Consider the following 24574-nt stretch of genomic DNA (forward strand, 5'->3'; position numbering starts at 1 on the left):
GCACTGCCATGGCCGTCGTCGTGCGGATGCTGCTCGCCCGCATCCTCGCCCTGATCCCGCTGGTGCTCGGGGTGGTCCTGTTCGTCTTCATCGTCATGCAGTTCTCCCCGGTGGACACCGCGGTGGCCGCGCTCGGCGACGCCAACCCCACGCCGGAGCAGCTCCAGCAGTTCCGCCAGGAGAACGGCCTGCTCGACCCGCTGCCGGTGCAGTACGTGCACTTCGTGTGGAACCTGCTGCAGGGCGACTTCGGCACGAGCGTGATCACGCGGGAGCCGGTCGGGCAGGTCATCGCCACCGCGCTGCCGCTGACCGTGCAGCTCACCCTGCTGGGACTGCTGCTCGCGATCGTCGCCGGGCTCGTGCTCGGCGTGACCTCGGCGCTGTTCCGCGACCGCTGGCCGGACCAGCTCATCCGGATCGTCACGCTGGCCGGCGTCGCCGCGCCCGCGTTCTGGATCGCGGTGCTGCTGGTCCAGTGGCTCGCGGTGGGCGAGGGCCTGTTCCCCACCAGCGGGTACGTCAGCCCGGCCGACTCGGTCGGCGGCTGGCTCAACTCGCTGACCCTGCCGGCGATCTCGCTCGCGCTGCCGGTGGCCGCGCAGCTGACGCGCATCATCCGCACCTCGATGGTCGAGGAGCTGGACAAGGACTACGTCCGCACCGCACGCGGCGGCGGGCTGCCGCCGGTGGTGGTCGTGGGTCGCAACGTGCTGCGCAACGCGCTGATCAACCCCCTCACCGTGCTCGGCCTGCGGGTCGGCTACCTGCTGGGCGGCGCCGTCGTGATCGAGACGATGTTCGCGCTGCCCGGGATGGGACAGAACATGATCCAGGCCGTCAAGGACGGCGACACCGCGAAGGTCCAGGGCTTCGTGATCACCATCGCGGTCGGGTTCGTCCTGGTCAACCTGATCGTCGACGTGCTGTACCTGATCGTGAACCCGCGCCTGCGGAGCCGGTCGTGATGCGCCAGCTGTACCGGCCCGGGCTCACCAAGCGGCTGTCCCGACCCGGCATCCGGTTCCGCCGGCTCAACACCGCGTCGTGGATCGCGGTGTCGGTGCTGGCCGTGCTCGCGCTGGTGGCGCTGATCGGCCCGCTGCTGGTCAAGGACCCCTACGCGCTGGGCACGGAGGTCACCGGGCCGAACGGCGCGCACTGGTTCGGCACCGACCAGTCCGGCCGGGACATCTTCTCCCGGGTGGTGCACGGCGCCCGCTGGTCGCTGGCGATCGGGCTCGGGGCCGCCGCGATCGCGCTGGTCGCCGGTGCGGCGATCGGCGCGCTGGCGGCCACCTCCCGGCGCGGGGTGGATTCGGTGATCATGCGCGTGCTCGACGTGCTGATGGCCTTCCCCGGCATCGCGCTCGCGGCCGTGCTCGTCGCCGTGTTCGGCCGCGGCATCGGGGTGCTGATCCTGGCGATCGCGTTCGTCAACGTGCCGCCGGTCGCGCGCGTGGTGCGGGCGAACGTGCTGGCGCAGTACAGCGAGGACTACGTCGCCGCCGAGCGCATCATCGGCGCGCGCCGGTTCTTCATCCTGGTCAAGCACGTGGCGGTGAACTGCGCCGCGCCGATCCTGGTGTTCTGCACGGTGATGGTGGCCGACGCGATCGTGTTCGAGGCGTCGTTGTCGTTCATCGGGGCCGGGATCCAGCCGCCCGACCCGTCGTGGGGCTCGGTGCTCGCCGACGGCAAGGACATGGTGCTCAACGGCGGCTGGTGGGCCACGTTGTTCCCCGGTCTGCTGATCCTGTTCACGGTGCTGGCGCTGAACGTGCTGTCGGAAGGCATCTCGGACGCGTGGGCGGCGCCCTCGGCCCGCACCGCGAAGGCGGCGGAGGTCGCCAAGGCGGTCGTCGCCGAGGAGGCGGCCGAGAACGTCGCGCCGGTGCTGCCCATCCGGGGCCTGCGCGAGGTGGGCGAGCGGCTGTCCCGCCGATCGCGCCCCCTCGACGGCCGCGAGCCGCTGCTGTCGGTGGAGGGGCTGACGATCTCCTTCCCGGAGCGGCACAACGGCGTCAACGTGGTCGACGACGTGTCGTTCACCGTGCGGCCGGGTGAGGTGCTGGGCCTGATCGGCGAGTCGGGGTGCGGCAAGTCGCTGACCGCGCTGTCGATCGTCGGCCTGCAGCCGCGGACCGCGCGGTTGTCCGGCCGGATCCGCTTCGAGGGCGCGGACCTGCTGACCGTGACACCGGCCGCGCGGCGGCGCCACCTCGGGCACGACATCGCGATGATCTACCAGGACGCGCTCAGCTCGCTGAACCCGGCGATGACGATCCACGCGCAGCTCAAGCAGTTCACCCGCCGCGGCGGCACGCGCACCCCGCGCGAGCTGGTGGAGCTGGTCAACCTGGACCCGGACCGCACGCTGCGGGCGTATCCGCACGAGCTGTCCGGCGGGCAGCGGCAGCGGGTGCTGATCGCGATGGCGTTGTCCCGCAGCCCGAAGCTGATCGTGGCCGACGAGCCGACCACCGCGCTGGACGTGACCGTGCAGGCGCAGGTCATCGCGTTGCTGCTGCGGTTGCAGGAGGAACTGGGCTTCGCGCTGGTACTGGTGTCGCACGACCTCGCGCTGGTGTCGGACGTGGCCGACCGGGTGGTCGTCATGTACGGCGGTCAGGTCGCCGAGGCCGGCACGACCGCGCAGGTCGTCGGCGCGCCACGGCACCACTACACACGCGGACTGCTCAGCGCGGTGCTGTCGCTGGAGGAGAACGACGCCCGGCTCACCCAGATCAAGGGCGTCGTCCCGGCCCCCGCGGACTTCGCGCCGGGTTGCCGGTTCTCCGACCGCTGCCCGGCCGCGCGAGCGCACTGCCGCACCGAGGCGCCGGTGGTCGCGGGCACCGGGATGGACCACCTCGTCGCGTGCCACCACCCCGCCGAGCCCATCGCGGAACCGGAGGTCCTGGTGAAGGGAGCGCCGGCATGAGCCTGCTGGAACTCGACGGCGTGCACGTGGTGCACAAGATCCGCTCGTCCGGCCTGTTCGGGCACGACTCGGTGCACGCCCTGACCGACGCGACGCTGACCGTCCGCCCCGGCGAGACGATCGGCGTGGTCGGCGAGTCCGGGTGCGGCAAGACGACGCTGGCGAAGGTGGTCGTCGGGCTGCAGAAACCCACCCGGGGCGTGGTGCGCTACCGCGGGAAACCGGTGTCGGACCAGCGCGAGTTCGGCCGCGACATCGGCATGATCTTCCAGGACCCGTCGACCGCGCTGAACCGGCGGATGTCGATCGCCCGGATCGTGCGCGACCCGCTGGACGTGCACCGCGTCGGCACCCCGGCGCAGCGGGCCGAGCGGGTGCGGGAGCTGATGGAGCTGGTCGGCCTGCCGCCCAGCGTCGCGGACGCGGTGCCCGGCCAGCTCTCCGGCGGGCAGCGGCAGCGCGTGGCCATCGCCCGCGCCCTCGCGCTCGAACCGTCGCTGCTGGTCGCCGACGAGCCGACCTCCGCGCTGGACGTGTCGGTGCGCGCGCAGATCCTCAACCTGCTGCTCGACCTGCGCGAACGGCTGGGGCTGGCGATGATCTTCGTGTCGCACGACATCCAGACCGTGCGGAAGATGAGCGACCGCATCGTCACGATGTACCTGGGCCGCATCGTCGAGGACGCCCCGGCGGCGGCGATCCCGGGCGACGCGCACCACCCGTACACGCGGGCGTTGTTCTCCGCCACCCCCAGCCTGCTGAACCCGATCGAACCGATCGTCCTGACCGGGCCGGTGCCGTCCGCGGTCAACCCGCCGAGCGGGTGCGCCTTCCGCACCCGCTGTCCGAAAGCGACGGACGAGTGCGCCACCGCGGTGCCCCCGGCCGCCGACGCCGGCGACGGGCACACCTACCACTGCATCCACCCCGAGATCGAAGTGAGCGTGCGATGACTCGATTCACCGGCATCATCCCCCCGCTGTGCACCCCGTTCCGGGACGACTTCACGATCGACGTGGACTCGCTGCGCCGGCACCTGGACGTCCAGCTGGACGCGGGCGTGCACGGGGTGTTCGTGCTGGGCTCGTCCAGCGAGGTGGCGTTCCTGCCGGACCGGCAGCGGCGGGTGGTGATCGAGACGACGGTGGAGCACGTCGGCGGCCGCGTCCCGGTGCTGGCCGGGTGCATCGACATGACGACACTGCGGGTGGCCGAGCACATCCGGGTCGCCGAAGAAGCCGGCGCGGACGCGCTGGTCATCACCGCGCCCTACTACACCCGCACCCACACCGCCGAGATCGAGCAGCACTTCCGGCTGCTGCACGAGCGGGCCTCGCTGCCGATCTTCGCCTACGACATCCCGGTCGCGGTGCACTCGAAGCTGGACCGGGACATGGTGCTGCGGCTGGCCGCGGACGGGGTGCTGGCCGGGCTCAAGGACTCCAGCGGTGACGAGGCCGGGTTCGGCGCGCTGCTGCTGGACCGCCGGGAGCGCGGGCTGTCGGAGTTCGCCGTGTTCACCGGTTCGGAGCTGGTGGTGGACCTCGCGCTGCAGATGGGCGCGGACGGCGCGGTGCCCGGACTGGCCAATGTGGACCCGGCGGGGTACGTGACGATCTGGGACCGGTTCCGGGCGGGCGATTTCGCCGCGGCCCGGCGCGAACAGGACCGGCTGATGCGGCTGTACGACATCACGTGCGCCGCCCCGCCGGAGCGGATGGGCCGCGGCTCGGCCGGGCTGGGCGCGTTCAAGGCGGCGATGAAGATGCGCGGGTTCATCGACAACTCGGTGATGGCGCCGCCGCAGCTGCCGCTCAACGACGAGGAGCTGTTGCGCATCAAGGGCGCGCTGACCGAGGCGGGCCTGCTGTGATCCACTACGGCGCGGACTACAACCCCGAGCACTGGAGCGAAGACGTCTGGGACGAGGACGTCAAGCTGATGACCGAGGCCGGGGTCACGCTGGTCACGCTGGGCGTGTTCTCCTGGGCCAAGGTCGAGCCGCGGCCGGGCGAGTACGACTTCGGCTGGGTCGACGCGGTGATGGACAAGCTCGCGGCCGCCGGCATCAAGGTGGCGCTGGCGACGATGACCGCGTCGCCGCCACCGTGGCTGACCCACCGCCACCCCGAGGTGCTGCCGGTGCGCGAGGACGGAACCCGCCTCTCCCCCGGTTCGCGGCAGCAGTTCTGCCCGTCCAGCCCGGTCTTCCGGGAGCACGCGGCACGGCTGGTGGAGCAGCTGGCGAACCGCTACGGCGACCACCCGGCGCTGCACATCTGGCACGTCGGCAACGAGTACGGCTGCCACATCCGGGCCTGCTACTGCGACACCTCCGCCGAGGACTTCCGGTCCTGGCTGCGCGACCGGTACGGCTCGGTGGAGGCGCTGAACGCGGCGTGGTCGACCACCTTCTGGTCGCAGGGCTACTCGGACTGGGCGGAGATCCAGCCGCCGCGGGTGGCGCCGTCGTTCCGCAACCCCGCCCAGCAGCTGGACTACCAGCGGTTCTCCTCGGACGCGTCGCTGGCCTGCTACCGGGTGGAGGCCGACGTCCTGCGCCGGGTGACGCCGGACGTCCCCCTGACCACGAACTTCGTCGGGCTGGTGCAGAAGGCGCTGGACTGGCACGCGTGGGAGCCGCACGAGGACGTCGTGTCGCTGGACTCCTACCCCGAGCCCTACGACCCGCGCGGGCACGTCGAGGCGGCGTTCGGGTACGACGTGGTCCGGTCGCTCAAGGGCGGGCAGCCGTGGATGCTGCTGGAACACGCACCGAGCGCGGTGAACTGGCGCACGCACAACGGCGCCAAGGCCCCCGGCGTGATGCGGCAGGGCGTGCTGCAGGCGGTGGCGCGGGGGGCGGACGCCGCGATGTTCTTCCAGTGGCGGCAGAGCCGCGGTGGCGCGGAGAAGTTCCACTCGGCGATGGTGCCGCACGCCGGCGCGGGCACCCGCGTGTTCGCCGAGGCCCGCGCGCTCGGGCAGGACCTGGCGGCGCTGTCCGACGTGGCGGGCACCCGCGTGCGGTCGGACGTGGCGTTCCTGCACGACTGGAACAGCTGGTGGGCGCTGGAGCTGGACGCGCACCCGTCGGCCGACGTCACCCAGCTCGACGCGCACCTGGCGCACTACGCGCCGTTCTTCGACGCTGGCATCTCCTGCGACGTGGTGCGACCGGACCGCCTGGCCGGGTACCGGCTGGTCGTGGTGCCGAACCTGTACCTGCTCGACCCGGAGACCGCCGACGGCCTGCGGCGGTACGTCGAGGGCGGCGGGCACCTGGTGGTGTCGTTCTTCTCCGGCATCGTCGACTCCTGCGACCGGGCCCACCTCGGCGGCTACCCGGTGGCGCCGCTGCGGGAGGCGCTCGGGGTGTCGGTGGAGGAGTTCTGGCCGCTGGCACCGGGCATCTCGGTTCCGCTGAGTCCGGAGTGGACCGGGAGCGTGTGGTCGGAGGCCGTTTCGCTGGCGGGCGCGGACGCCGTCGCGACTTTCGGTGACGGTGACCTCGCGGGCTTCCCCGCGGTGACCCGCCACGCCTACGGCAGGGGCGTCGCCTGGTACCTCGGCACCCGGCTCGACCCGGCCGGGATGCGCGCGCTGGTCGACCGGGCCGCCGCGGAAGCGGGCGTGGCACCGGTCCTGCCCGGCCTGCCCGCCGGGGTCCAGGCCGTGCGCCGCGAGGGGCCCGGCCGGAAGTTCCTGTTCCTGCTCAACCACAACACGGAAGCGGTCGCGGTGGACGCCGGAGTCCCGGCGCCCGACCTGCTCACCGATTCGCCGCCCGCGACCCGGCACACGCTGCCACCGCGGGGCGTCGCTGTCCTCCGGATCGACTAACCGAAGGGAAGGCACATGAGATCGTTCGCAGCGTGGCGCGCGGTCCCGCTCCTCGTGGCGGTACTGCTCGCCGGTCTGCTCGGCGGCGGGGGCCCGGCCTCCGCCGACACCGCCAGACCGGGATTCGACCAGCAGGCGCTGTTCAACCCCAAGCAGGAGCAGGGCTACTTCTGCTTCCGCATCCCGGCCATCGTCAAGAGCACCAAGGGCACCCTCCTCGCGTTCGCCGAGGGCCGGGTCAACGACTGCGGCGACGCCGGTGACATCGACCTCGTCCTCAAGCGCTCCACCGACGGCGGCCGGACCTGGTCGCCGCTGGAGGTCATCAACTCCGGGGACGGCGACACCCACGGCAACCCGGTGCCGATCGTCGACCAGATCACCGGCCGGATCGTGCTGATCTCCACCTACAACGCGGGCCACACCGGCGGCAAGAACTGCGAGATGCCGTGCTTGCGGACCCCGCACGCGCAGTACAGCGACGACGACGGGCGCACCTGGTCCACCCCGGTGAACATCAGCGCCCAGGCGAGCAGGCCGGAGTGGAACGCCTGGTACGCCTCCGGTCCGGTGCACGGCATCCAGCTCACCAAGGGGCCGCACCGCGGGCGCCTGGTGTTCGGCGTGAACGCCGAAACCGCCGTGGGCGCCGACCCGGTGGCCAACCACGGCGCGCTCGTCTACAGCGACGACCACGGCCAGACCTGGCGCATCGGTGCGGTGGACACCTATTCGTTCCCGGCGAAGAGCCCCTACCCGCAGCGGCCCCAGGAGATCAGCGTCGTCGAGCTGGCCGACGGGTCGATCTACGCCGGCGGGCGCGAGCAGGGCGGTACCGACATCGGCAACCGCGACTACGCGATCAGCCGCGACGGCGGGGAGACGTTCAGCCAGCCGTTCCGGACGATTCCCGACCTGGTCACGCCGATCGTGCAGGGCTCGCTGCTGCGGCTGGACCGGCCGGGACCGGACCGGATCCTGTTCGCGTCGCCGTCGGACACCGACCGGCGGCGGTGGATGATGATCCGCTCGTCCTACGACGGCGGCCGGAGCTGGGAGAACGCCGAGCAGGGCACGCGGGTGACCGACGAGTGGTCCGGGTACTCGGACATGGTCCAGATCAGCGGGCGGTACGCGCGGACCACCGAGATCGGCCTGATGTACGAGGGCGGCCCGGTCGACGCGCGCGACGAGATCCGCTTCGCCCGCTTCACCGAGGACGTGCTGGGCTGGCGCAACTCGCCCGGCCCGACGACGCGGGACGTGTCCGGGGAGCGGTCGGACGCCTACCTGATCGGCGGCCCGGTTCCGGTGCCCGGCCGCTACGGTGACGCGCTCGACCTGGACGGGGTGGACGACTTCGTCCGCGTGCCCTACGACAGCTCCCAGGTCGTCGGCGCCGAGGACTTCACCTGGACCGGCTGGGTGCGGTACGGCGCGTCGACCGCCAACCAGGTGTTCTTCTGGATGGGCGGCATGGGTTCGACCGCGCCGCAGATCTGGCTGCGCGGCGAGCCCGGGGCGAACCGCCTGATCGCCTCGATGACGACCGCGGCCGGCTCCAAGCAGATCACGTCGGCGGGTGCGTTCAACGACCAGCAGTGGCACCACGTGGCGCTGCAGCGCACCGGCGGACAGCTGGTGTTGTGGGTGGACGGCGTGCAGGTGGCGGCCGGCCCGGCCGCGGCCGGATCGGTGACCGAGCGCGTGTCGTTCCAGTTCTGGCTGGGCCGCCGCCTCGACGGAGGCATGGGACTGGACGGCACCCTGGACGACGTCCGGCTCTACCGCAAGGCGCTGTCACCGTCCGAACTGACCGCGGTACGCACCGAAAACGCCCCGGTACGGGACGCCCTGGTGCTGCGGCTGCCGTTCTGAGCCGCGGAGTCCCGGCCCCGTACTCGCGGGGCCGGGACTTCAGTACGCGTCCAGCGTGGCGGTCGCCGCCTGCTGCCGCGGCGTGACCGGTCCGGCCGCGCCGTCGTCGGGGTGGCCGAGCAGGACCGCACCGTCCGGCGCGAGGACCCGCGTCGCCTCGCGGCCCTCCAGGATGAGAGGACGAGCCGCGGGAGCTGATCGAGGCCATCCCGCGGGTGGCCGGGTCGGTCACCCGCGAAGGCCGCGGCGTGCGGGTCCATGCGCTGCTCCCGGTGCTCAGGGGTAGAGGCCGCGCAGGCGGTGCGCCTCGGCGACCCGCTCGACGGCCAGCGTGGTGGCGGCGGTGCGCAGCGGCCTGCCGGTGGCGGTCGCGTGCGCCAAGACCTGCTCCCAGGCCTGCAGCATCCGCCGCCGCAGCCGGTTCTCGACCTCGTCGGCGCTCCACCAGTACGCCTGGTTGGCCTGCACCCACTCGAAGTACGACACGATCACCCCGCCCGCGTTGGCCAGGATGTCCGGCACCACCAACTGACCGTTGGCGGTGAACACGGCGTCCGCGTCGGGTGTCGTCGGGCCGTTCGCACCTTCGACGATGACCTTGGCCCGTACCCGGGGGGCGTTGGCCGCGGTGAGCACTCCCTCGACCGCTGCCGGGACGAGCAGGTCGGCGTCCCACTCCAGCAGGTCGGCCGGGCTGATCGCGTCGGCGCACGGGAAGCCGACCACGGAGCCGGTCGCGTCGACGTGCGCCTCCAGGGCGGGGATGTCCAGACCCCCGGGGGCCGCGATCGCGCCATACTGGTCACCGGCCGCGACGACGCGCAGACCCGCCTCGGCGAGGAACCGGGCCGCGCCGCGCCCGACCTTGCCGAAGCCTTGGACGGCCGCGGTGGCCCGCGTGGCCGCCACGCCGCGGTGCGCCAGCGCCGCCAGTCCGATGTGGACCACGCCGCGGGAGGTGGCGCTGGATCGGCCGCGAGAGCCGCCGAGGCTCATGGGCTTGCCGGTCGCGACGCCGAGCACGGTGTGGCCCTGCTGGACGGAGAAGGTGTCCATCATCCAGGCCATGGTGTCCTCGTCGGTGCCGATGTCCGGGGCCGGGATGTCGCGCTCGGGGCCGATGAGCGGGCTGATCTCACTGGTGTAGCGGCGGGTCACGCGCTCCAGTTCGGCGCGGCTGTGGTGGCGGGGGTCGACGCGGATACCACCTTTCGCGCCGCCGTAGGGCACGTCGAGCAGCGCGCACTTCCACGTCATCCACATCGCCAATGCGCGGACCTCGTCGAGGGTGACGTGGGGGCTGTAGCGCAATCCGCCCTTGGCGGGTCCGCGGGAGAAGTTGTGCTGCACCCGGTGTCCGATCAGCACCTCGGTCTCGCCGGTGTCGCGGCGCAGCGGGATGCTGACCGTCACCTCACGGCGTGGGTTGGCGAGCATGTCGTACATGCCTTGGTCGTAGCCCAGCAGGGCCACCGCTTCCCGCAGTTGCGTACGGGCGTCGTCGAGCGGGTTCGCCGGCGGGTTCCCGCCCAGGCCGCTGACGTGCGGGACGCCCATGCTCTCGGCCCGGCCGGTGACCGCGGACGCCGGCATCCCGACCGCGATGCTGGACCGGAAGTCGCTCAGGGAGTTGCCGTCGACATCGGCCAGCACGCCGCCCGCAGCCGCGTGAACCGGCAGCGTGGTCCCGACACCGCGGGGGACCGCCGGGTGCCTGCGTTCCTGTGGTAGCGAGGGGCCGCCGGCGGCGGTCGCGGGATCGGTCATCACGTGCTCCAAGTCGCTGGGGGTCGACCTCATCGTCGGCGACCGGCGACCACGGCGGCATGTCCGAACAGCACTGTCCGACCCGGACTGCTTGTGCAACCATGTCGGCATGGTGACGGTCGGCGACCTCGTCGCGGTGGCATCGCTCAACCTCGTCCCGGCTCATCTGGCGGACGCGTCGGCGGTGCTGCGCTGGGCGGCCACCAGCGAGCTGCCCGATCCCACGCCCTTCCTGGAGGGTGGCGAGGTGCTGCTGACCACCGGACTGCAGACCGCCGAGTGGGACCAGGAGTGGTCGCGGTACGTCGACCGGCTCATCGCGGCGCGGGTCGCGGCGATCGGCTTCGGCACCGGGCTCACCCACGAGGCACTCCCGGCTGGCCTGGTCGCGGCGTGCCGCGACCAGGGGATGAACCTGGTCGAGGTACCGAGGGCCACAACCTTCGTGGCGATCAGCCACACCGTCGCCTCGCTGCTGGAGTCCGCGGCCGACGCCCAGGCCCGGGCCCAGCTCGACGCCCAGCGCAGGCTGACCCAGGCCGCGCTGCTGCACGACACCCCGACCCACCTGGTCGCCACGCTGGCCGAGGTGCTCGACGGAGCGGCGACGCTGCTCGGACCGGACGCCGTCCCGCTCACCGGCCCGCGGTGCGACGAGGTGGACGTCGCGGTCGTGCACGCCGAAGTGGAGCGTCTGCGCCCCAGTGGCCGCCGCGCCGCCGCCACTGTGCAGACCCGCGCGGGGACACTGGTCGTGCAGCCCATCGGCATCAGTGGACGGCCGTCGTCGCACCTCGCGGTGCAGGTCCCCGGGCGGCTGGGTGACACCGAGCGAACCACGGTCGCGGCGGCTGTCGCGCTGCTGGGCCTGACCGCCGAGACCCGCCGGGAACGCCGCGACCAGGTACGCAGGCTCCGGGTGCGCGCGCTGGAGTTGCTGGTTCAGGGCGATGTGCGTTCGGCGACCATCGTGCTGGACGCGGCTGGGGACCCGCCGGGGTTGGTACCCCCGCGCGTCGTCGTGGCGCGCGCGTCCGGCGGCGCCGACGCCGTGGAGGAGGGGCTGTCGGTCCTCGAGCGGGCAGGCGATTTCGCCGCGCCCGTCGAGGACGAACTGTGGCTGCTCGCCCCGCCGGCGCGGATCGACAGCGCCGTGGCCGCCCTGACCGGCCTCGGGCTCCTGGTCGGCGTGGGCGACACGGTCGCCGTGACGGACGTGCGACGAAGCGTGGCCAACGCGGGCCACGCACTGGCCACGGCCTCGCCCGCCGCTCCGGTGGTGCGCTGGAGCACGGTGGTGGACGAGGGTGCGCTCACCGTGCTCGACCCGGAGCGGGCGACCGCGTTCGCGCGGTCGTTCCTGTCCCGCCTTGGCGAGGACCCCGATCTCCTCGAGACGCTGAGCAGTTTCCTGCGGCACAACGGCTCACGCCTCAAAGTCGCCCAGGAGCTGGCCGTGCACCGCAACACGGTCGGCAATCGGATCGACCAGATCGAGCGTGCACTGGGCGCCTCCCTCGACGCGCCGCAGACCAGGGTCAGCGCGTGGATCGCGGTGCAGGTGGCCACCGAGTGGGCGCGCTGACCGATGTTCAGTATGCACAACGGCCCGGCGGGCAAGAGTGCACAACTGCCCTGTTGCGGTCGGCGCCGACCCCATAGCGTGCCGCCCAACCACAAGGAGAGGTCATGAGGGTGCTACCCGTGCTGATGGCGCAGACACCGCCGATGCCACCAGGTGACGCCGTCGCCAGGCTGCACGACCACGTGCTCGACCAGGTCGGTGAATTTCCCGGTACCCGGCTCGTCGTCTACCCGGAGTTCCACACCTGCGGGACCGCTGGGTCCCGGTCCGAGCGCCACCGCCAGTACGAGGAGATGGCCGAACCGCTGGACGGGCCCCGCGTGCGGGCGCTGCGCGACATCGCCCGGGAAGCAGGTGTCTGGCTCATCCCGGGGACCGTGGTCGAGCGTGGACCGCGCGGGGAACTGTTCAACACCGCTCTGGCCATCGCGCCCGACGGCACGCTGGCCGCCCGCTACCGCAAGATCTTCCCCTGGCGGCCGGTGGAGCCGTTCACTCCGGGCGCCGAATTCGTCACCTTCGACATCCCCGAGGTCGGCCGCCTCGGCCTGGCGGTCTGCTACGACCTGTGGTTCCCCGAGGTCATCCGGCAGCTGGCGTGGCTCGGCGCGGAGTGCGTGGTGCTCCCCACTCAGACCTCCACCACCGACCGCGAGCAGGAACTCGTGCTCGCCAGGGCCGCGGCGATCCAGAACCAGGTGTTCGTGCTCAGCGTCAACGCGTCCGGCCCGGTGGGAACCGGGCGGACCATCGCCGTGGACCCGGAGGGCCTCGTCCGCTGCCAGACCTCGGGCAGCAGCCCGGAGACCCTCACCGACGTCCTCGACCTCGACGCGGTCACCCGCGTGCGCGCGCACGGCACCTGCGGACTGAACCGCATGTGGTCCCAGGCGCGGCCGGGCGACCCCGTGGTGCCGCTACCGCTTTACGACGGCCGTATCGAGCCGAGCCGGTGGGAACCCCTGCCCTGAACGGAGAGACCCATGCCGACTGAATCCCCGGGCCTGCGGCGAACGCTCACGCTGTGGCCGCTGGTCTTGTTCGGAATCGCCTACGTGACACCGTTCGTCGTCCTGACGACCTTCGGTATCTTCGCCGAGGCGAGCAACGGCACTCTCGCCGCCACCTATGCCCTGGCCACCGGCGCGATGATCTTCACAGCGCTGAGCTACGGCAAACTCGCCGGGCTCTACCCGCAGGCGGGCTCCGCCTACACCTATGCCCGCCGCGCGATCGGCGCGAAGGTCGGGTTCATGACCGGCTGGGCGCTGCTGCTGGACTACCTGTTCCTGCCGATGGTGGTGTGGCTCTTCGGCACCGCCTACCTCACCGACCAGTTCCCGATGGTGCCCGGCTGGGTGTTCCTGCTCGCGTTCATCGTGCTCACCACCACGCTCAACGTGATCGGGATAAGCGTCGCGACGAGGGTCAACCTGGCTCTGATCAGCTTCCAGGTCTTGGTGCTCGTGTTCTTCGTCGTGTTCTCTTTGGACGCCGTCGTCGAAACCTCGGGTGTGGCGGGCCTGGCGAGCGCGGAACCGTTCTGGAATCCGGCCTCGACCCTGGCCGCGGTCTCCGGCGGCGCCGCGCTGGCCGCCTACAGCTTCATCGGGTTCGACGCCGTGAGCACCTTCGCCGAGGAGACCGTCGAACCGCGGCGCACCGTTCCCCGCGCCATCGTGCTGACCGCCGCCGGGGCGGGCGGCATCTTCATCCTGGTCGCCTATGCGGTCCAGCTGGTGCACCCCGGCGGGGTCTTCGCCAACGCCGACAGCGCCGCGCTCGACATCGCCAAGGAAATCGGCGGCGACCTCTTCGGCGCGGTGTTCCTGGCCACGGTGATCGTCGCCCAGTTCACCGCAGGCATCCCCATCCAGGCCGCGGGCGCCCGCCTGATGTACGCGATGGGCCGAGACGGCGTCCTGCCGAAGAAGCTCTTCGCCGCGATCCACCCGCGCTTCCGGACGCCTTTCCTGAACATTCTGATCACCGGCGCGATCGGCCTGCTCGCCCTCGTCCTCACGGTCACCACGTCGACCTCGTTCATCAACTTCGGGGCGTTCATGGGCTTCTCCGTGGTGAACATCGCCGTCATCGCCCAATACTTTCGCGACCGGCGTACCGTGCGCCGCAATCCCGTCACGTGGATCATCCTGCCCCTGTTCGGCCTGTTCTTCGTAGGCTGGCTGATCATCAGCCTGGACGGCAAAGCCCTTGTCCTCGGCGCCGTCTGGGCGGCCGTCGGCCTCGGCTGGCTCGCCTACCTCACCCGGGGATTCCGCCTCGCACCGCCCGAACTCGACCTCGACGACACCAGCCACGCCGGCAGTACACAGCCCCGCGGCACGGTCCGCTGAGACGCGCCATACGCGACCGCGTACGTTTCGCCGCGTTGTGGCCGTACAGTCCGCGCACCAGGTCGTGACAGCCGTTCGCCATCCACGACCGGCGCTCCTCGCCGTGGGGAACGGCCGTCCTGCAGCCGCTCGGTTCGTCACGGTCACGATGGGCTCGTCATCGGGCTGACTTTCCTGTTCGGGTTCGGCAACGTGCTGAACCTCGCCCAGCTGCGAACCCGAGTTCCATTCCCCTGGGCTTGGTACATCTTTCGTGTTTATGGGTCCATTGGTTCCTCGCGCTCACTCGATCAGGGAGATCTCGACGCTCGGGCGCATGGACGGACGGATGAGTGTGAACTCCGTCTGTGTTCAAAGGAACAGGTGGGCTCACAAGCACACCCGGCCGCAGATCAGGCGCACCTTTGTTCATGCCCGTCTCCGCACAGAGTCCTAACCTGGAGAACTTTCTCACCCAGGAGCAGTGATGCATATTCTAAAATCGAGAGAAACAAACGGTCTTCGCACCCGTGGCGCGATGGTTGGTTTACTCGCCGGATGCATGCTGATTTCCACCGGATCGACCATGGCGTCGGCGGCAGAAACATCTGGCGACAATTTGCCGAACACCAAGAACGAAGTCCTCGTGCATGAAATCAAAGCGGGATGCACAGAGAATCCAGAAAGTATTGTCTGCAAGACGGATGAAAAATATTGGGCCAACGTCGATTCCCGCGCCAAATCCGTTATCGCGAAACTGGAAGCGGATAAGGATTTCATGGCGAGTGTCATGCCGAGCAAGCCGGGAATCCCACCGACGAAACCGATTGATCCAAAGCTCACCGCTGGGCTCGTAGTGGACAAGGCGCTCGCGCATCCCGAGTTCAAGAAGTATGCAAGCCGTTTGAAGCCATCAGCATCGAGCATAGCCGCATGGGCCGCTAGTGTCGCCACCACGGGAACGGTCGCAGTACTGACGGGTCAAGCCAGCGGACAGGATGTGGCCGAGACGGCGGTTTCCGGGGTACCCGTTGTCGGGCAGCTCTACGGCTTCTCGCAAGCCGCGAGCAAGGACGACGCCGAAGGCATGATCACGAACTCGATCGCACTCGCAGGAATTGCCGCGGCAGTTGCCGGCAACCCAGTTACCGGGTCGGCCGCCTCCGTGGGCCTAGCCGCCTATGAACTCGGCAAACTCTTCAAGGAAAAGCTGATCGACCAACAGAGCGGCAGAGACTGGACTTCCAATCCACCCGAGGATATCGACGAACTGTACGAGGCCGGCGCGCATATCTCCTGGACCGAGCACGACAACGCAACAGTGGACCTCGGCAGCGGACAGGACTCGCAAACCATAATCTTCGACTCTCGGCGGCCGGAAACCCTTGTGACCGACCAACCGCGAGTCAGCTACACGCTCAACGGAAGCGAAAACCCAGGAATCACCGGCGGTCCGATCGTCATCAGCGGAAAGATGGGCGGCTCATTCGACGTCAAGGATATTTCTTTTTCCCAGGCCGGAAGGACGGTGCCCGGGAATTGCGAAGACAACATCATCACGACCATGGGCACAGTTACCATGGATGAAGATGGAGGATTTTATCGAACTCTATTCTGTGCACCAAAAGAGGATGTGACCGTCACGCAGGACAACCCCGTTTCCGTGAAAATCACTTATGAAAAATACGGGGAGACTACTGCCGCTCCCGCCGACATGTCCATGTCATTCGAGGTAACCCCGGAAAACGGAGGCCCGGTCACCGCTGGGGTCCCCAATTTCAGCGTGCAGCTGTAGTGTGCCGGACGACAGCATTTGACCCCGTTCGCGCGGGGCGTCGCGCGGGAACCGTCACCGGCCACGAGAGGTCGGTGACGGTTCCACGGATCAGCCCATTTTCGGATGTCTCGCACGAGGTAGGAGAGGGGCCGCAGCGGATCACCCGCGAGGAGCTGCCACACCCGTCCGGTCGAACCTCGTGATGCCACGGGGCGGTCGGCGTCGCCCGCGCCCAGCAACTGGCTGGCCAGGCCACTGACCAGCCGCACCATGAGGAAGCTGCCGCGGATGCCCTGACCGCGAGTCAGGGCGACCCCCAGCCCGACCGGATCTCCGGTCCGGGCCTGTGCCACGGCGTCGCCGGGTACCTGTTCTGCGACTCCTGCAGTCGGCGCATGAACGGTAAGACACGTCGCGGGATTCGTCGCTTCGCGGGGGCGAGAAGTCGGGACGGTGACGACCCTGCCGGCCCGCGCCACCTCGACATCGAAGGCGGTGCTCCGGACCCGGCCGCCCTGGTGTCCCTGGCCACGAAGCGCTCAATGCGGAACGTATGCAGCGGCCACCCCTGCGTCACCGCATCCAGCGCGGCCTGGCGCCAGGGCCGGCCCGCAGCGGTGGACACGCCCGCCGTCAGAGGACTGCCGAGATAGGTCACGAGGTCGAGCACGCTGGAGCGCGACCGGCTGCGCCGTCGAGCGACCTCACGCCGCCTGTCTGCCCTGGCTGATCATGTCTGCGAGTCTTGACCATACGTGTTCCTCGAAACGCCTCAAGGTCGTTTCATCCTGCGCTCCCTCGGCAACCACGACGACCAGACCCCATACGACCTCGCGGCAGTGATTGGTCCTGGTGATGAGCAAATCAGCAGCCAGCTCGTCTTCGCGGACAATCCGGAAGGCATGACCAGAATCGCCTTCACCAACACGTCGGAAAGGTTCTCGTTCCTCGACGCGGAGGCCGACGAGGAAGCCGCGCTGAGCCGCCGGCTGGGCCGAGCCCAGGGCGCAGTCCGGAACTCGTGGCAAGCTCGACGTCACCGCGGCTGGCCCGGAGCAGATCGTCGGCCCGCTAGACCAGTTCATCGCCCAGCCGGGGTGCCCTTGGCGTCGCGGGCGTAGGTGGTGCGGACGCCGTTGTCGGTGACCTTGGTGATGCCGAGGGCGGACTGCACGAACTGGTGCGTGTAGGTGGTCGCTCCGGCCTTCTCGACGATGGTGTTGGGCTGGGTCTGGTCGGTCGTGCCGTAGCCCGCCGAGAAGACCTGTTGCCCGTTGGAGGTCACTGACCTGCCGAGTCACCCTGGCCGGCCCGACGATCGCCGCAGCAAGCCTGGCCGCCCAGGACGCCGCCACGGCACAGCAACGCGGCAACGGCGGAGCGGACCAGGCGCTGGGACGACCTGGTCCCATGCTTGTGGTGCCCCCGGCAGGACTCGAACCTGCGACCTAGAGATTAGAAGGCTCTTGCTCTATCCGGCTGAGCTACGAGGGCCTGGCGCCGACGACCACAGGCCGTCCTGACCTGCAGTTTAGTCAACGTCACTTCCCCTATCGCCGGACGGCGGGGGAACGTTTCAACCTCGGCCGATGAACGGCATCTTCGTCGCCGTCACCGTCATGAACTGCACGTTCGCGGTGAGCGGGAGGGCCGCCATGTACCGCACGGCCTCCGCGACGTGTCTCACATCGAACGTCGGTTCGGGCAGTTCGCGGCCGTCGGCCTGGCGGGCGCCCCGCGCGATGCCCGCGGTCATCTCCGTCGCCGCGTTGCCGATGTCGATTTGACCACACGCGATGTCGTACGCGCGCCCGTCCAGCGACAGCGACTTCGTCAGGCCGGTGATGGCGTGCTTCGTCGCCGTGTAGGCCGCGCTGCCGGGGCGCGGGGTGTGCGCGGAGATGGAGCCGTTGTTGATGATGCGGCCGCCGCGCGGGTCCTGGTGCTTCATGATCCGGAACGCCTCCCGCGCGCACAGGAACGCGCCGGTCAGGTTCACCGCCACGGTCTGCTGCCACGCCTCGACCGGGATCTCGTCCGGGTCGCCAGCCGGGCCGAACGTGCCGGCGTTGTTGAACAGTACGTCGACCCGGCCCCAGCGGGCCGTCACCGCCTCGAACAGGGCGCTGACCTGCGCGGGGTCGGCGACGTCGGCCGCGTGCACCAGGGCGTCCGGCGCGCCGGCGGCGGTCTCCGCCAGCGCGTCGGCCCGGCGACCGGCCAGCGCGACGCGGTAGCCGTCCTCCAGCAGCGCCCGCGCCACGTGCCGGCCGATGCCGGAACCCGCACCCGTCACGACCGCCACCCCACCCATGCGCACCTCCCGCTCAGACCCGAACCTGCGACCCAGAGATTAGAAGGCTCTTGCTGCCCAGCCGGGCACCTCCCGCTACACAGTCAACACGACCTTGCCACGTCCGTGCCCGGTCTCGATCTCCCGGTGCGCGTCGGCCGCCTCGTCCAGGGGGTACGTCCGCCGCACCAGGAAGCTCAGCTCGCCCCGGTCGTACATGCCGGCCAGCTCGGCGAGCCGCTCGGCCGACCGCTGCCCGCGCACCAGCTGCACGCCCAGTGACTCCGCCCGGCCGTGGTCCACCAGGGTGACGACGCGACGTCGCTCCTTCACCAGGGCGAGTGAAAGATCGAGCGCCGGACCACCCGCCCCGTCCAGGACCGCGTGCACCCCACCGGGTGAAAGCGCTCGCAGCCGGTCCTCCAGGCCATCGCCGTAGACGACCGGCGTCGCCCCGAGTGAGCGCACGTACTCCTGGTTCGCCTCGCTCGCGGTGCCGATCACGGACGCGCCCCACCGCCGCGCCAGCTGCACCGCCGCCGTGCCGACCGAACCCGCCGCCGCGTGGATCAGCACCGTCTCCCCCTGGCCGACGCCGAGCTGCCGCAACGCCAGGTACGCCGTCTGGGTTCCGGCGGTGAACCCACCCGCGACGGTCCACGGCATCCCGGCCGGCTTGGCGGTGATCTGGTCCTGCCCGACCACCACGTACTCGGCGTAGCAGCCCAGCACGTTGAAGCCGAGCACCTCGTCACCGACCGACCACGCGACCCCGTCCCCGGCCTGGTCGACCACGCCGGCGAACTCGTTGCCGGGGATCCGCGGCCAGGTCAGGCCCGTCGCGTACGGCGGCTCCCAGCCGCCCCGGACCGCCGCGTCGAACGGCTGGACCCCCGCCGCCCGCACGCGGACCCGGACCTGTCCCGGACCCGCCTGGGGGTCCGGGAGGTCCATGGTGCGCAGAACGTCGGGACCACCGGGTTCGGTGAACGCCGCTGCCTTCATGAAGTGCCTCCTCGATTCGACCTGCGAGATCAACGGTGACACCTCCAGTTAACTAGAGGTCAACGACGAAAAAAGCTCCCCGCGCCCGTGGACGCGGGGAGCCTCGTCGTGACTCAGAAGTTGATCATGTGTCCGGCGAGGCCGTGGATGGCCTCCTTGACCGCCTCGCCGAGGGTCGGGTGCGCGTGCACGTTCCGGGCCACCTCGTGCACCGTCAGGTCCCACTGCTGCGCCAGCGTCAGCTCCGGCAGCAGCTCGGTCACGTCCGGCCCGATCAGGTGGGCGCCGAGCAGCTCGCCGTACTTGCCGTCGGACAGGATCTTGACGAAACCACCCGAGTCGGCCAGGCCGTGGGCCTTGCCGTTGGCCGTGAACGGGAACTTGGCGACCTGCACGTCGTAGCCCTGCTCACGCGCCTGCGCCTCGGTCAGGCCGAAGCTCGCGACCTGCGGCTGGCAGTACGTCGCGCGCGGGATCATCGTGTAGTCGAGCTCCATGGTCTCCGCGCCGCCGATCGTCTCGGCCGCGACGATGCCCATCGACTCCGCCGCGTGGGCCAGCATCAGCTTCGCGGTGACGTCACCGATCGCGAAGATGTGCGGCACGCTCGTGCGGCAGCGCCCGTCGACCGCGATGGCGCGGCGCTCGGTCAGCTCGACGCCGGTGTTCTCCAGCCCGTAGCCCTCGACGCGCGGCTGGAAGCCGATCGCCTGCAGGACCTTGTCGGCCTCCAGCGTCTGCTGGCTGCCGTTGCTGGACACGGTGACCTTGACCTTGTCGCCGCTGTCGTCGATGCTCTCGACCTTCGTGCCGGTCAGGACCTTGATGCCGAGCTTCTTGTAGCGCTTGGCCAGCTCCTTGGACACGTCCGCGTCCTCGAGCGGCACCATGCGGTCCAGGAACTCGACGATCGTCACGTCCACGCCGTAGTTGTGCATGACGTAGGCGAACTCGACGCCGATCGCGCCGGCGCCGGCGATGATGATGCTGCCCGGCAGCTCACGGGAGAGGATCTGCTCCTCATACGTCACCACGCGCTCGGACAGCTGCGTGCCCGGCAGCAGCTTGGTGGTGGCGCCGGCGGCGATGATGCAGTGGTCGAAGGTGACGGTCTCGGTGCCGTTCTCACCGGTGACCTCGATGGTGTGCGCGTCGGTGAACTTGCCGCGTCCGGTGAACTCCTGGATGTTGTTCTTCTTCATCAGGAAGTGCACGCCCTTGACGCGGCCGTCGGCGACCGAGCGGCTGCGGTCGAACGCGGCGCCGTAGTCGAAGGTGATCGGCCCGTCCGAGCTGATCCCGAAGGTCTTGGCCTCCTTGGTGACCAGGTGGGCCAGCTCCGCGTTGCGCAGCAGCGCCTTCGACGGGATGCACCCGACGTTCAGGCACACGCCGCCCCAGTACTTCTCCTCGACGATCGCCGTCTTCAGGCCGAGCTGCGAAGCCCGGATCGCCGCGACATACCCGCCGGGCCCGGCACCCAGCACCACAACGTCGAAATGCGCACTCATACCCGCCACCCTATGCCCTCGCGGGCGAGCCGGTCGTGGGTGCTCGGACCCACGACCGGCCCCTGATCAGGCGCGCTCGAGGATCACGACGGGGATCTTGCGGTCCGTCTTCTTCTGGTACTCGTCGTAGTCCGGCCACACCTTCGCCATCTTCGGCCAGAGCACCTCGCGCTCGGAGTCGGTGGCGGTGCGGGCCTTCGCGGTGAACTTGTCGGCCTTGACCTGCACCTTGACCCCGGGGTTGGCCTGCAGGTTGAGGTACCAGCCGGGGTGCTCGGGCGCGCCGCCCTTGGACGCGACGATCACGTAGTCGCCCTCGTGCTCCTGGTAGATCAGGGCGAACTTGCGCTCCTGACCGGTCTTGCGGCCGATGGTGGTGAGGATCAGGATCGGGGCGCCCTTCTCCCAGTCGTGACCGACTTCACCATCGGTCTCCTCGTAGCGGCGGACGTGTTCGTCACCGAAGAGCATGCGGGGTCCTTTCGTCTCGACAGAGTTCTCCGTGAATGCGCAACGCGGGGCGCGGCGGGGGTATTTCCGGGGTCACTTTCGGTGATCCCCACTCGCTCGGGTGGTCCTGACCAGGCAAAAGCCGGAAATCGACCTAGAATTCGGCCCAACGCCGACCGCGGGAGGAACGATGAGCGACCGGCAGCACGTGACGCTCGAGGACGTGGCGAGGACCGCCGAGGTCTCGCTCGCGACGGCGTCGCGTGCGCTCAACGGCACCACCAGAGTGCGCGACGACCTGCGGGAGCGGGTCCTGTCGGCCGCGGCGGAGCTGGCCTACACGCCCAACGCGCACGCGCAGGCTCTCGCCGGCGGGTCGCGCCGGACGGTGGGCGTGATCTGCCACGACATCAGCGACCCGTACTTCGCGGCGATCACCCGTGGGGTGATGCGGGTGGCCGACAGCCACGGCCTGCTCGTGATGCTGGCCGGCACGTTCGCCGATCCGGATCGCGAGCTGGCGTGCGTCTCGACGCTGCGGGCGCAGCGGGCGTCGGCGATCCTGCTGACCGGTTCGGCGTTCGAGGACCGGGCGTGGGAGCGGCGGATGGCGGCCGAGCTGGAGCCCTACCGGCGCGGGGGCGGGCGGGTGGCCGTCGTGACGCGGCACCGGTCGCTCAAGGCGGACACGATCGCGCCGGACAACCGGGGCGGCGCGCGGGCCCTCGCCGAGGCGATGCACCGGCTGGGCCACCGGCGGTTCGCGGTGGTGACGGGGCCGCCGCAGCTGACCACAGTGGCCGATCGGGTGGCCGGGTTCCGGGAGGGGCTGGCCGGGGCCGGGGTGGAACTGTCCGATCGGGACGTGTTCGCCGGTTCGTTCGACCGGGACGGCGGCTACGACGCGACGCGGGCCCTGCTGGCGGCCAAGCACAAGGCGACGTGCGTGCTGGCGGCGTCCGATGTGATGGCGGTCGGGGCGGTGAGCGCGCTGCGTGCGGCGGGGCTGTCGGTGCCGGAGGACGTGTCCGTCACGGGGTTCGACGACGTGCCGCTGGTGCGGGATTTCGTGCCCGGGTTGACCACCGTGTCGTTGCCGCTGGAGCGCATCGGGGCGGAGGCGCTGGAGCTGGCGCTGGACGAGAGCGGGGCCACCGGTGGCCGCGGCCGCGTGCGACGCCTGTCGGGGGAAGTGCTGGTCCGCGAGAGCACGGCGAAGCCCCGCCGCCGGCGGCGGGGTTAAGCGGCTCTGGGGGCGGGGCCCGGGGCTGCGGGGGCCGGGGGCTCCGGGGCTGCGGGGCCCGGGGGCTCCGGAGCTGCGGGGCCCGGGGCTCCGGAGCTGCGAGGCCCGGGGCTCCGGGGGCTCCGGGGGCTCCGGGGGCGGGGCAGGCCCGGAGGCTCCGGGGGCTGCGGGGCGGGCTTCGGTGCACGAGAGGGCCAGTCGCGGCAGCACGAGAAGGCCAGTCGCTCACCATTGCGCGAAAGGGCCACTGGTCGCGTCCCGTGGAGTGGTGTAACTCGGTGCGTGAGGCTCTGCTGGGTTAGATCATGCCGTCATCAACTCGTGTGTGGCTACCTCGTCCTGGGTGGTGGGGTTGGTGAGCAGGGCCATGGTGTTGTCGGAGAGGTAGCGGCGGTCGTTGGTTTGCCATTCGTCGTGGGCCTCGACGAGGACAGCGCCGGCGAGGCGGAGCAGGGCGGCGGGGTTGGGGAAGACGCCGACGACGTCGGTGCGGCGTTTGACTTCCTTGTTGAGTCGCTCGAGCGGGTTGGTGGACCAGATTTTCTTCCAGTGCGCGACGGGGAAATCGGCGAAGGCGAGCAGGTCGGGCGCGGCGTCGCGCAGCATGGTTTCGACCTTGGCGGATTGCCGTCCGAGCATGCCGGCGATCACGTGGAGCTGCTCGCGCACCATGTCGGCTTTGGGTTGGGCGAAGATGGTGCGGATCGCGGCGGCGACCATCTCGGAGCTGCCTTTGGGAACCTGGGCCAGCACGTTGCGCAGGAAGTGAACCCGGCAGCGTTGCCAGGCCGCGCCCAGCAGGACCGCGGAGATGGCCTGTGTCAGGCCGGTGTGGGCATCGGAGATGACCAGTTGCACCCCACCCAGCCCGCGGGCCTTGAGCGAGCGGAGGAAGGCGGTCCAGAAGGCGCCGTCCTCGGAATCGCCGACGGCGAAGCCCAACACTTCGCGCCATCCATCGGCGCGGACGCCGGTGGCGATCACCACGGCCTGGGACACGACGCGATGGTTGACTCTGGCCTTGCAGTAGGTGGCGTCGAGGAACACGTAGGGAAACGGCTGCTCGGCCAGTGACCGGTCGCGGAACGCGCCCACCTCGGTGTCCAGGTCGGCGCAGATCCTGCTCACCTCGGACTTGGAGATGCCGCTGTCCGCGCCGAGGGCTTTGACCAGATCATCGACCTTGCGAGTGGAGACGCCGTGCAAGTAGGCCTCCATCACCACCGCGAACAGGGCCTGGTCCACCCGACGGCGCCGCTCCAGCAGCGACGGGAAGAACGAGCCGGTGCGCAGCTTCGGTATCCGCAGCTCCAGATCCCCGGCCGTGGTCGACAGCGTGCGGGTGCGGTGCCCGTTGCGCTGAGCGGTGCGGTGCTCGGTGCGTTCGTGCAGGGCTGCGCCGATGGTCTCGGTGAGCTCGGCCTCGATCAACGCCTGATAGATCGTCTCCGCCGCCTGACGGACACGATCCCCAACATCGGCGACCTTGAGTGCATCCAGAACTTCGAGCAGGGCAGACTGGTCCAGGGCCATCGCGTGATACCTCTCTACGGGTTCCTTGGCGGGTTCCTGCAGAGACTCACGCGATGGCCCCCTCCACGCGGCCAGCCACGCCGAACAGACCCGAACTTCCACCACCACCGGGGACACGACCGGGCCACTCACCGCCGCACGAGTGGACCAGTCGTAGCGGTGCGAGAGGACCAACCGCACGTGAGCGCGCGAGTGGACCACTCATAGCTACGCGAGAGGACCACTCGCGACCGCACGAGAGGCCCACTGGCGCAGCATGAGTGGACCAGCCACCACCCCACGAGAGGCCCACTCACGGCAGCGCGAGTGGACCAACCACACCCACGCGAGAGGGCCAGTCGCTCGCCATCGCACGAAAGGGCCACTCATCGCCGCGCCAAGGGGTCAGTCGCGGCCGTGCGAAAGGACC

Annotated in this window: 19 protein-coding genes, 1 tRNA gene and 1 pseudogene; 12 read left to right on the plus strand and 9 right to left on the minus strand. The window is 70.2% G+C overall.

The window, feature by feature from the left end; translation table 11 throughout:
- The first annotated feature begins 8 nt into the window (after positions 1-8).
- The 6 genes from L1857_RS29565 to L1857_RS29590 are packed head-to-tail and all read left to right on the plus strand — an operon-like array spanning position 9 to position 8665.
- On the plus strand, positions 9-968 hold the full coding sequence (locus L1857_RS29565) for an ABC transporter permease (protein WP_094004126.1): 960 nt from the start codon (positions 9-11) through the stop codon (positions 966-968).
- Positions 968-2944, plus strand: a complete 1977-nt coding sequence (locus L1857_RS29570; RefSeq protein WP_249467504.1) for a dipeptide/oligopeptide/nickel ABC transporter permease/ATP-binding protein — start codon at positions 968-970, stop codon at positions 2942-2944. Before L1857_RS29565 ends, L1857_RS29570 begins: the two co-directional genes overlap by 1 nt.
- Positions 2941-3897 carry an oligopeptide/dipeptide ABC transporter ATP-binding protein gene (locus L1857_RS29575; protein WP_094004125.1) on the plus strand — a complete coding sequence of 319 codons (957 nt, stop codon included), beginning with the start codon at positions 2941-2943 and terminating at the stop codon, positions 3895-3897. Before L1857_RS29570 ends, L1857_RS29575 begins: the two co-directional genes overlap by 4 nt.
- Positions 3894-4817: a dihydrodipicolinate synthase family protein gene (locus L1857_RS29580; protein WP_094004124.1), complete on the plus strand. Its 924-nt coding sequence runs from the start codon at positions 3894-3896 to the stop codon at positions 4815-4817. The genes L1857_RS29575 and L1857_RS29580 overlap by 4 nt, the downstream gene beginning before the upstream one ends.
- The gene (locus tag L1857_RS29585) at positions 4814-6787 is read left to right on the plus strand and encodes a beta-galactosidase (protein ID WP_116111725.1); all 1974 of its coding nucleotides are present in this window, start codon (positions 4814-4816) and stop codon (positions 6785-6787) included. Before L1857_RS29580 ends, L1857_RS29585 begins: the two co-directional genes overlap by 4 nt.
- Before the next feature lie 15 nt (positions 6788-6802).
- On the plus strand, positions 6803-8665 hold the full coding sequence (locus L1857_RS29590) for a sialidase family protein (RefSeq protein ID WP_116111724.1): 1863 nt from the start codon (positions 6803-6805) through the stop codon (positions 8663-8665).
- A gap of 276 nt (positions 8666-8941) precedes the next feature.
- Here the strand turns inward: L1857_RS29590 and L1857_RS29595 are convergent, their stop codons facing one another.
- Positions 8942-10432, minus strand: a complete 1491-nt coding sequence (locus L1857_RS29595; RefSeq protein ID WP_249466940.1) for a Glu/Leu/Phe/Val family dehydrogenase — start codon at positions 10430-10432, stop codon at positions 8942-8944.
- A 109-nt stretch (positions 10433-10541) separates the two neighbouring features.
- On the opposite strand from L1857_RS29595, the gene L1857_RS29600 reads away from it, so the two are divergent.
- The 5 genes and pseudogenes from L1857_RS29600 to L1857_RS35820 form a co-directional block, all read left to right on the plus strand.
- A complete protein-coding gene (locus L1857_RS29600) occupies positions 10542-12017 on the plus strand; it encodes a PucR family transcriptional regulator (RefSeq protein WP_249466943.1) in 1476 nt (491 codons plus the stop codon).
- Positions 12018-12121: 104 nt separating this feature from the next.
- Entirely contained in the window at positions 12122-12988 is an 867-nt protein-coding gene (locus L1857_RS29605; RefSeq protein WP_198958144.1) for a carbon-nitrogen hydrolase family protein, read from the plus strand.
- Between the two features lie 12 nt (positions 12989-13000).
- Positions 13001-14374 (plus strand): APC family permease, encoded by a 1374-nt coding sequence (locus tag L1857_RS29610; RefSeq protein WP_094004118.1) that lies wholly within the window; start codon positions 13001-13003, stop codon positions 14372-14374.
- A gap of 466 nt (positions 14375-14840) precedes the next feature.
- Positions 14841-16148, plus strand: a complete 1308-nt coding sequence (locus tag L1857_RS29615; protein ID WP_162831142.1) for a hypothetical protein — start codon at positions 14841-14843, stop codon at positions 16146-16148.
- Between the two features lie 197 nt (positions 16149-16345).
- A pseudogene (locus L1857_RS35820) lies at positions 16346-16783 on the plus strand (hypothetical protein); the annotation flags it as partial.
- 51 nt (positions 16784-16834) lie between these two features.
- Here L1857_RS35820 and L1857_RS29620 read toward each other — a convergent pair.
- The 7 genes from L1857_RS29620 to L1857_RS29650 form a co-directional block, all read right to left on the minus strand.
- The gene (locus tag L1857_RS29620) at positions 16835-17170 is read right to left on the minus strand and encodes a hypothetical protein (protein WP_162831141.1); all 336 of its coding nucleotides are present in this window, start codon (positions 17168-17170) and stop codon (positions 16835-16837) included.
- 41 nt (positions 17171-17211) lie between these two features.
- On the minus strand, positions 17212-17415 hold the full coding sequence (locus L1857_RS29625; RefSeq protein ID WP_116111721.1) for a hypothetical protein: 204 nt from the start codon (positions 17413-17415) through the stop codon (positions 17212-17214).
- A gap of 132 nt (positions 17416-17547) precedes the next feature.
- Positions 17548-17624, minus strand: a tRNA-Arg gene (locus L1857_RS29630).
- A gap of 82 nt (positions 17625-17706) precedes the next feature.
- Positions 17707-18444, minus strand: coding sequence for an SDR family oxidoreductase (locus L1857_RS29635; RefSeq protein ID WP_116111720.1), 738 nt, complete (start codon positions 18442-18444; stop codon positions 17707-17709).
- A 75-nt stretch (positions 18445-18519) separates the two neighbouring features.
- Positions 18520-19428, minus strand: coding sequence for an NADP-dependent oxidoreductase (locus L1857_RS29640; RefSeq protein WP_249466946.1), 909 nt, complete (start codon positions 19426-19428; stop codon positions 18520-18522).
- Positions 19429-19541: 113 nt separating this feature from the next.
- Positions 19542-20939: a dihydrolipoyl dehydrogenase gene (gene lpdA / locus L1857_RS29645; protein ID WP_116111718.1), complete on the minus strand. Its 1398-nt coding sequence runs from the start codon at positions 20937-20939 to the stop codon at positions 19542-19544.
- A gap of 66 nt (positions 20940-21005) precedes the next feature.
- A complete protein-coding gene (locus L1857_RS29650; protein WP_116111717.1) occupies positions 21006-21410 on the minus strand; it encodes a nitroreductase family deazaflavin-dependent oxidoreductase in 405 nt (134 codons plus the stop codon).
- A 169-nt stretch (positions 21411-21579) separates the two neighbouring features.
- On the opposite strand from L1857_RS29650, the gene L1857_RS29655 reads away from it, so the two are divergent.
- On the plus strand, positions 21580-22632 hold the full coding sequence (locus L1857_RS29655; protein ID WP_094004110.1) for a LacI family DNA-binding transcriptional regulator: 1053 nt from the start codon (positions 21580-21582) through the stop codon (positions 22630-22632).
- A 303-nt stretch (positions 22633-22935) separates the two neighbouring features.
- Here the strand turns inward: L1857_RS29655 and L1857_RS29660 are convergent, their stop codons facing one another.
- The gene (locus L1857_RS29660; RefSeq protein WP_094008309.1) at positions 22936-24165 is read right to left on the minus strand and encodes an IS256 family transposase; all 1230 of its coding nucleotides are present in this window, start codon (positions 24163-24165) and stop codon (positions 22936-22938) included.
- Positions 24166-24574: the final 409 nt, after the last annotated feature.

It is taken from the genome of Amycolatopsis thermalba, assembly GCF_023376025.1.
Taxonomy (GTDB): domain Bacteria; phylum Actinomycetota; class Actinomycetes; order Mycobacteriales; family Pseudonocardiaceae; genus Amycolatopsis_E; species Amycolatopsis_E thermalba.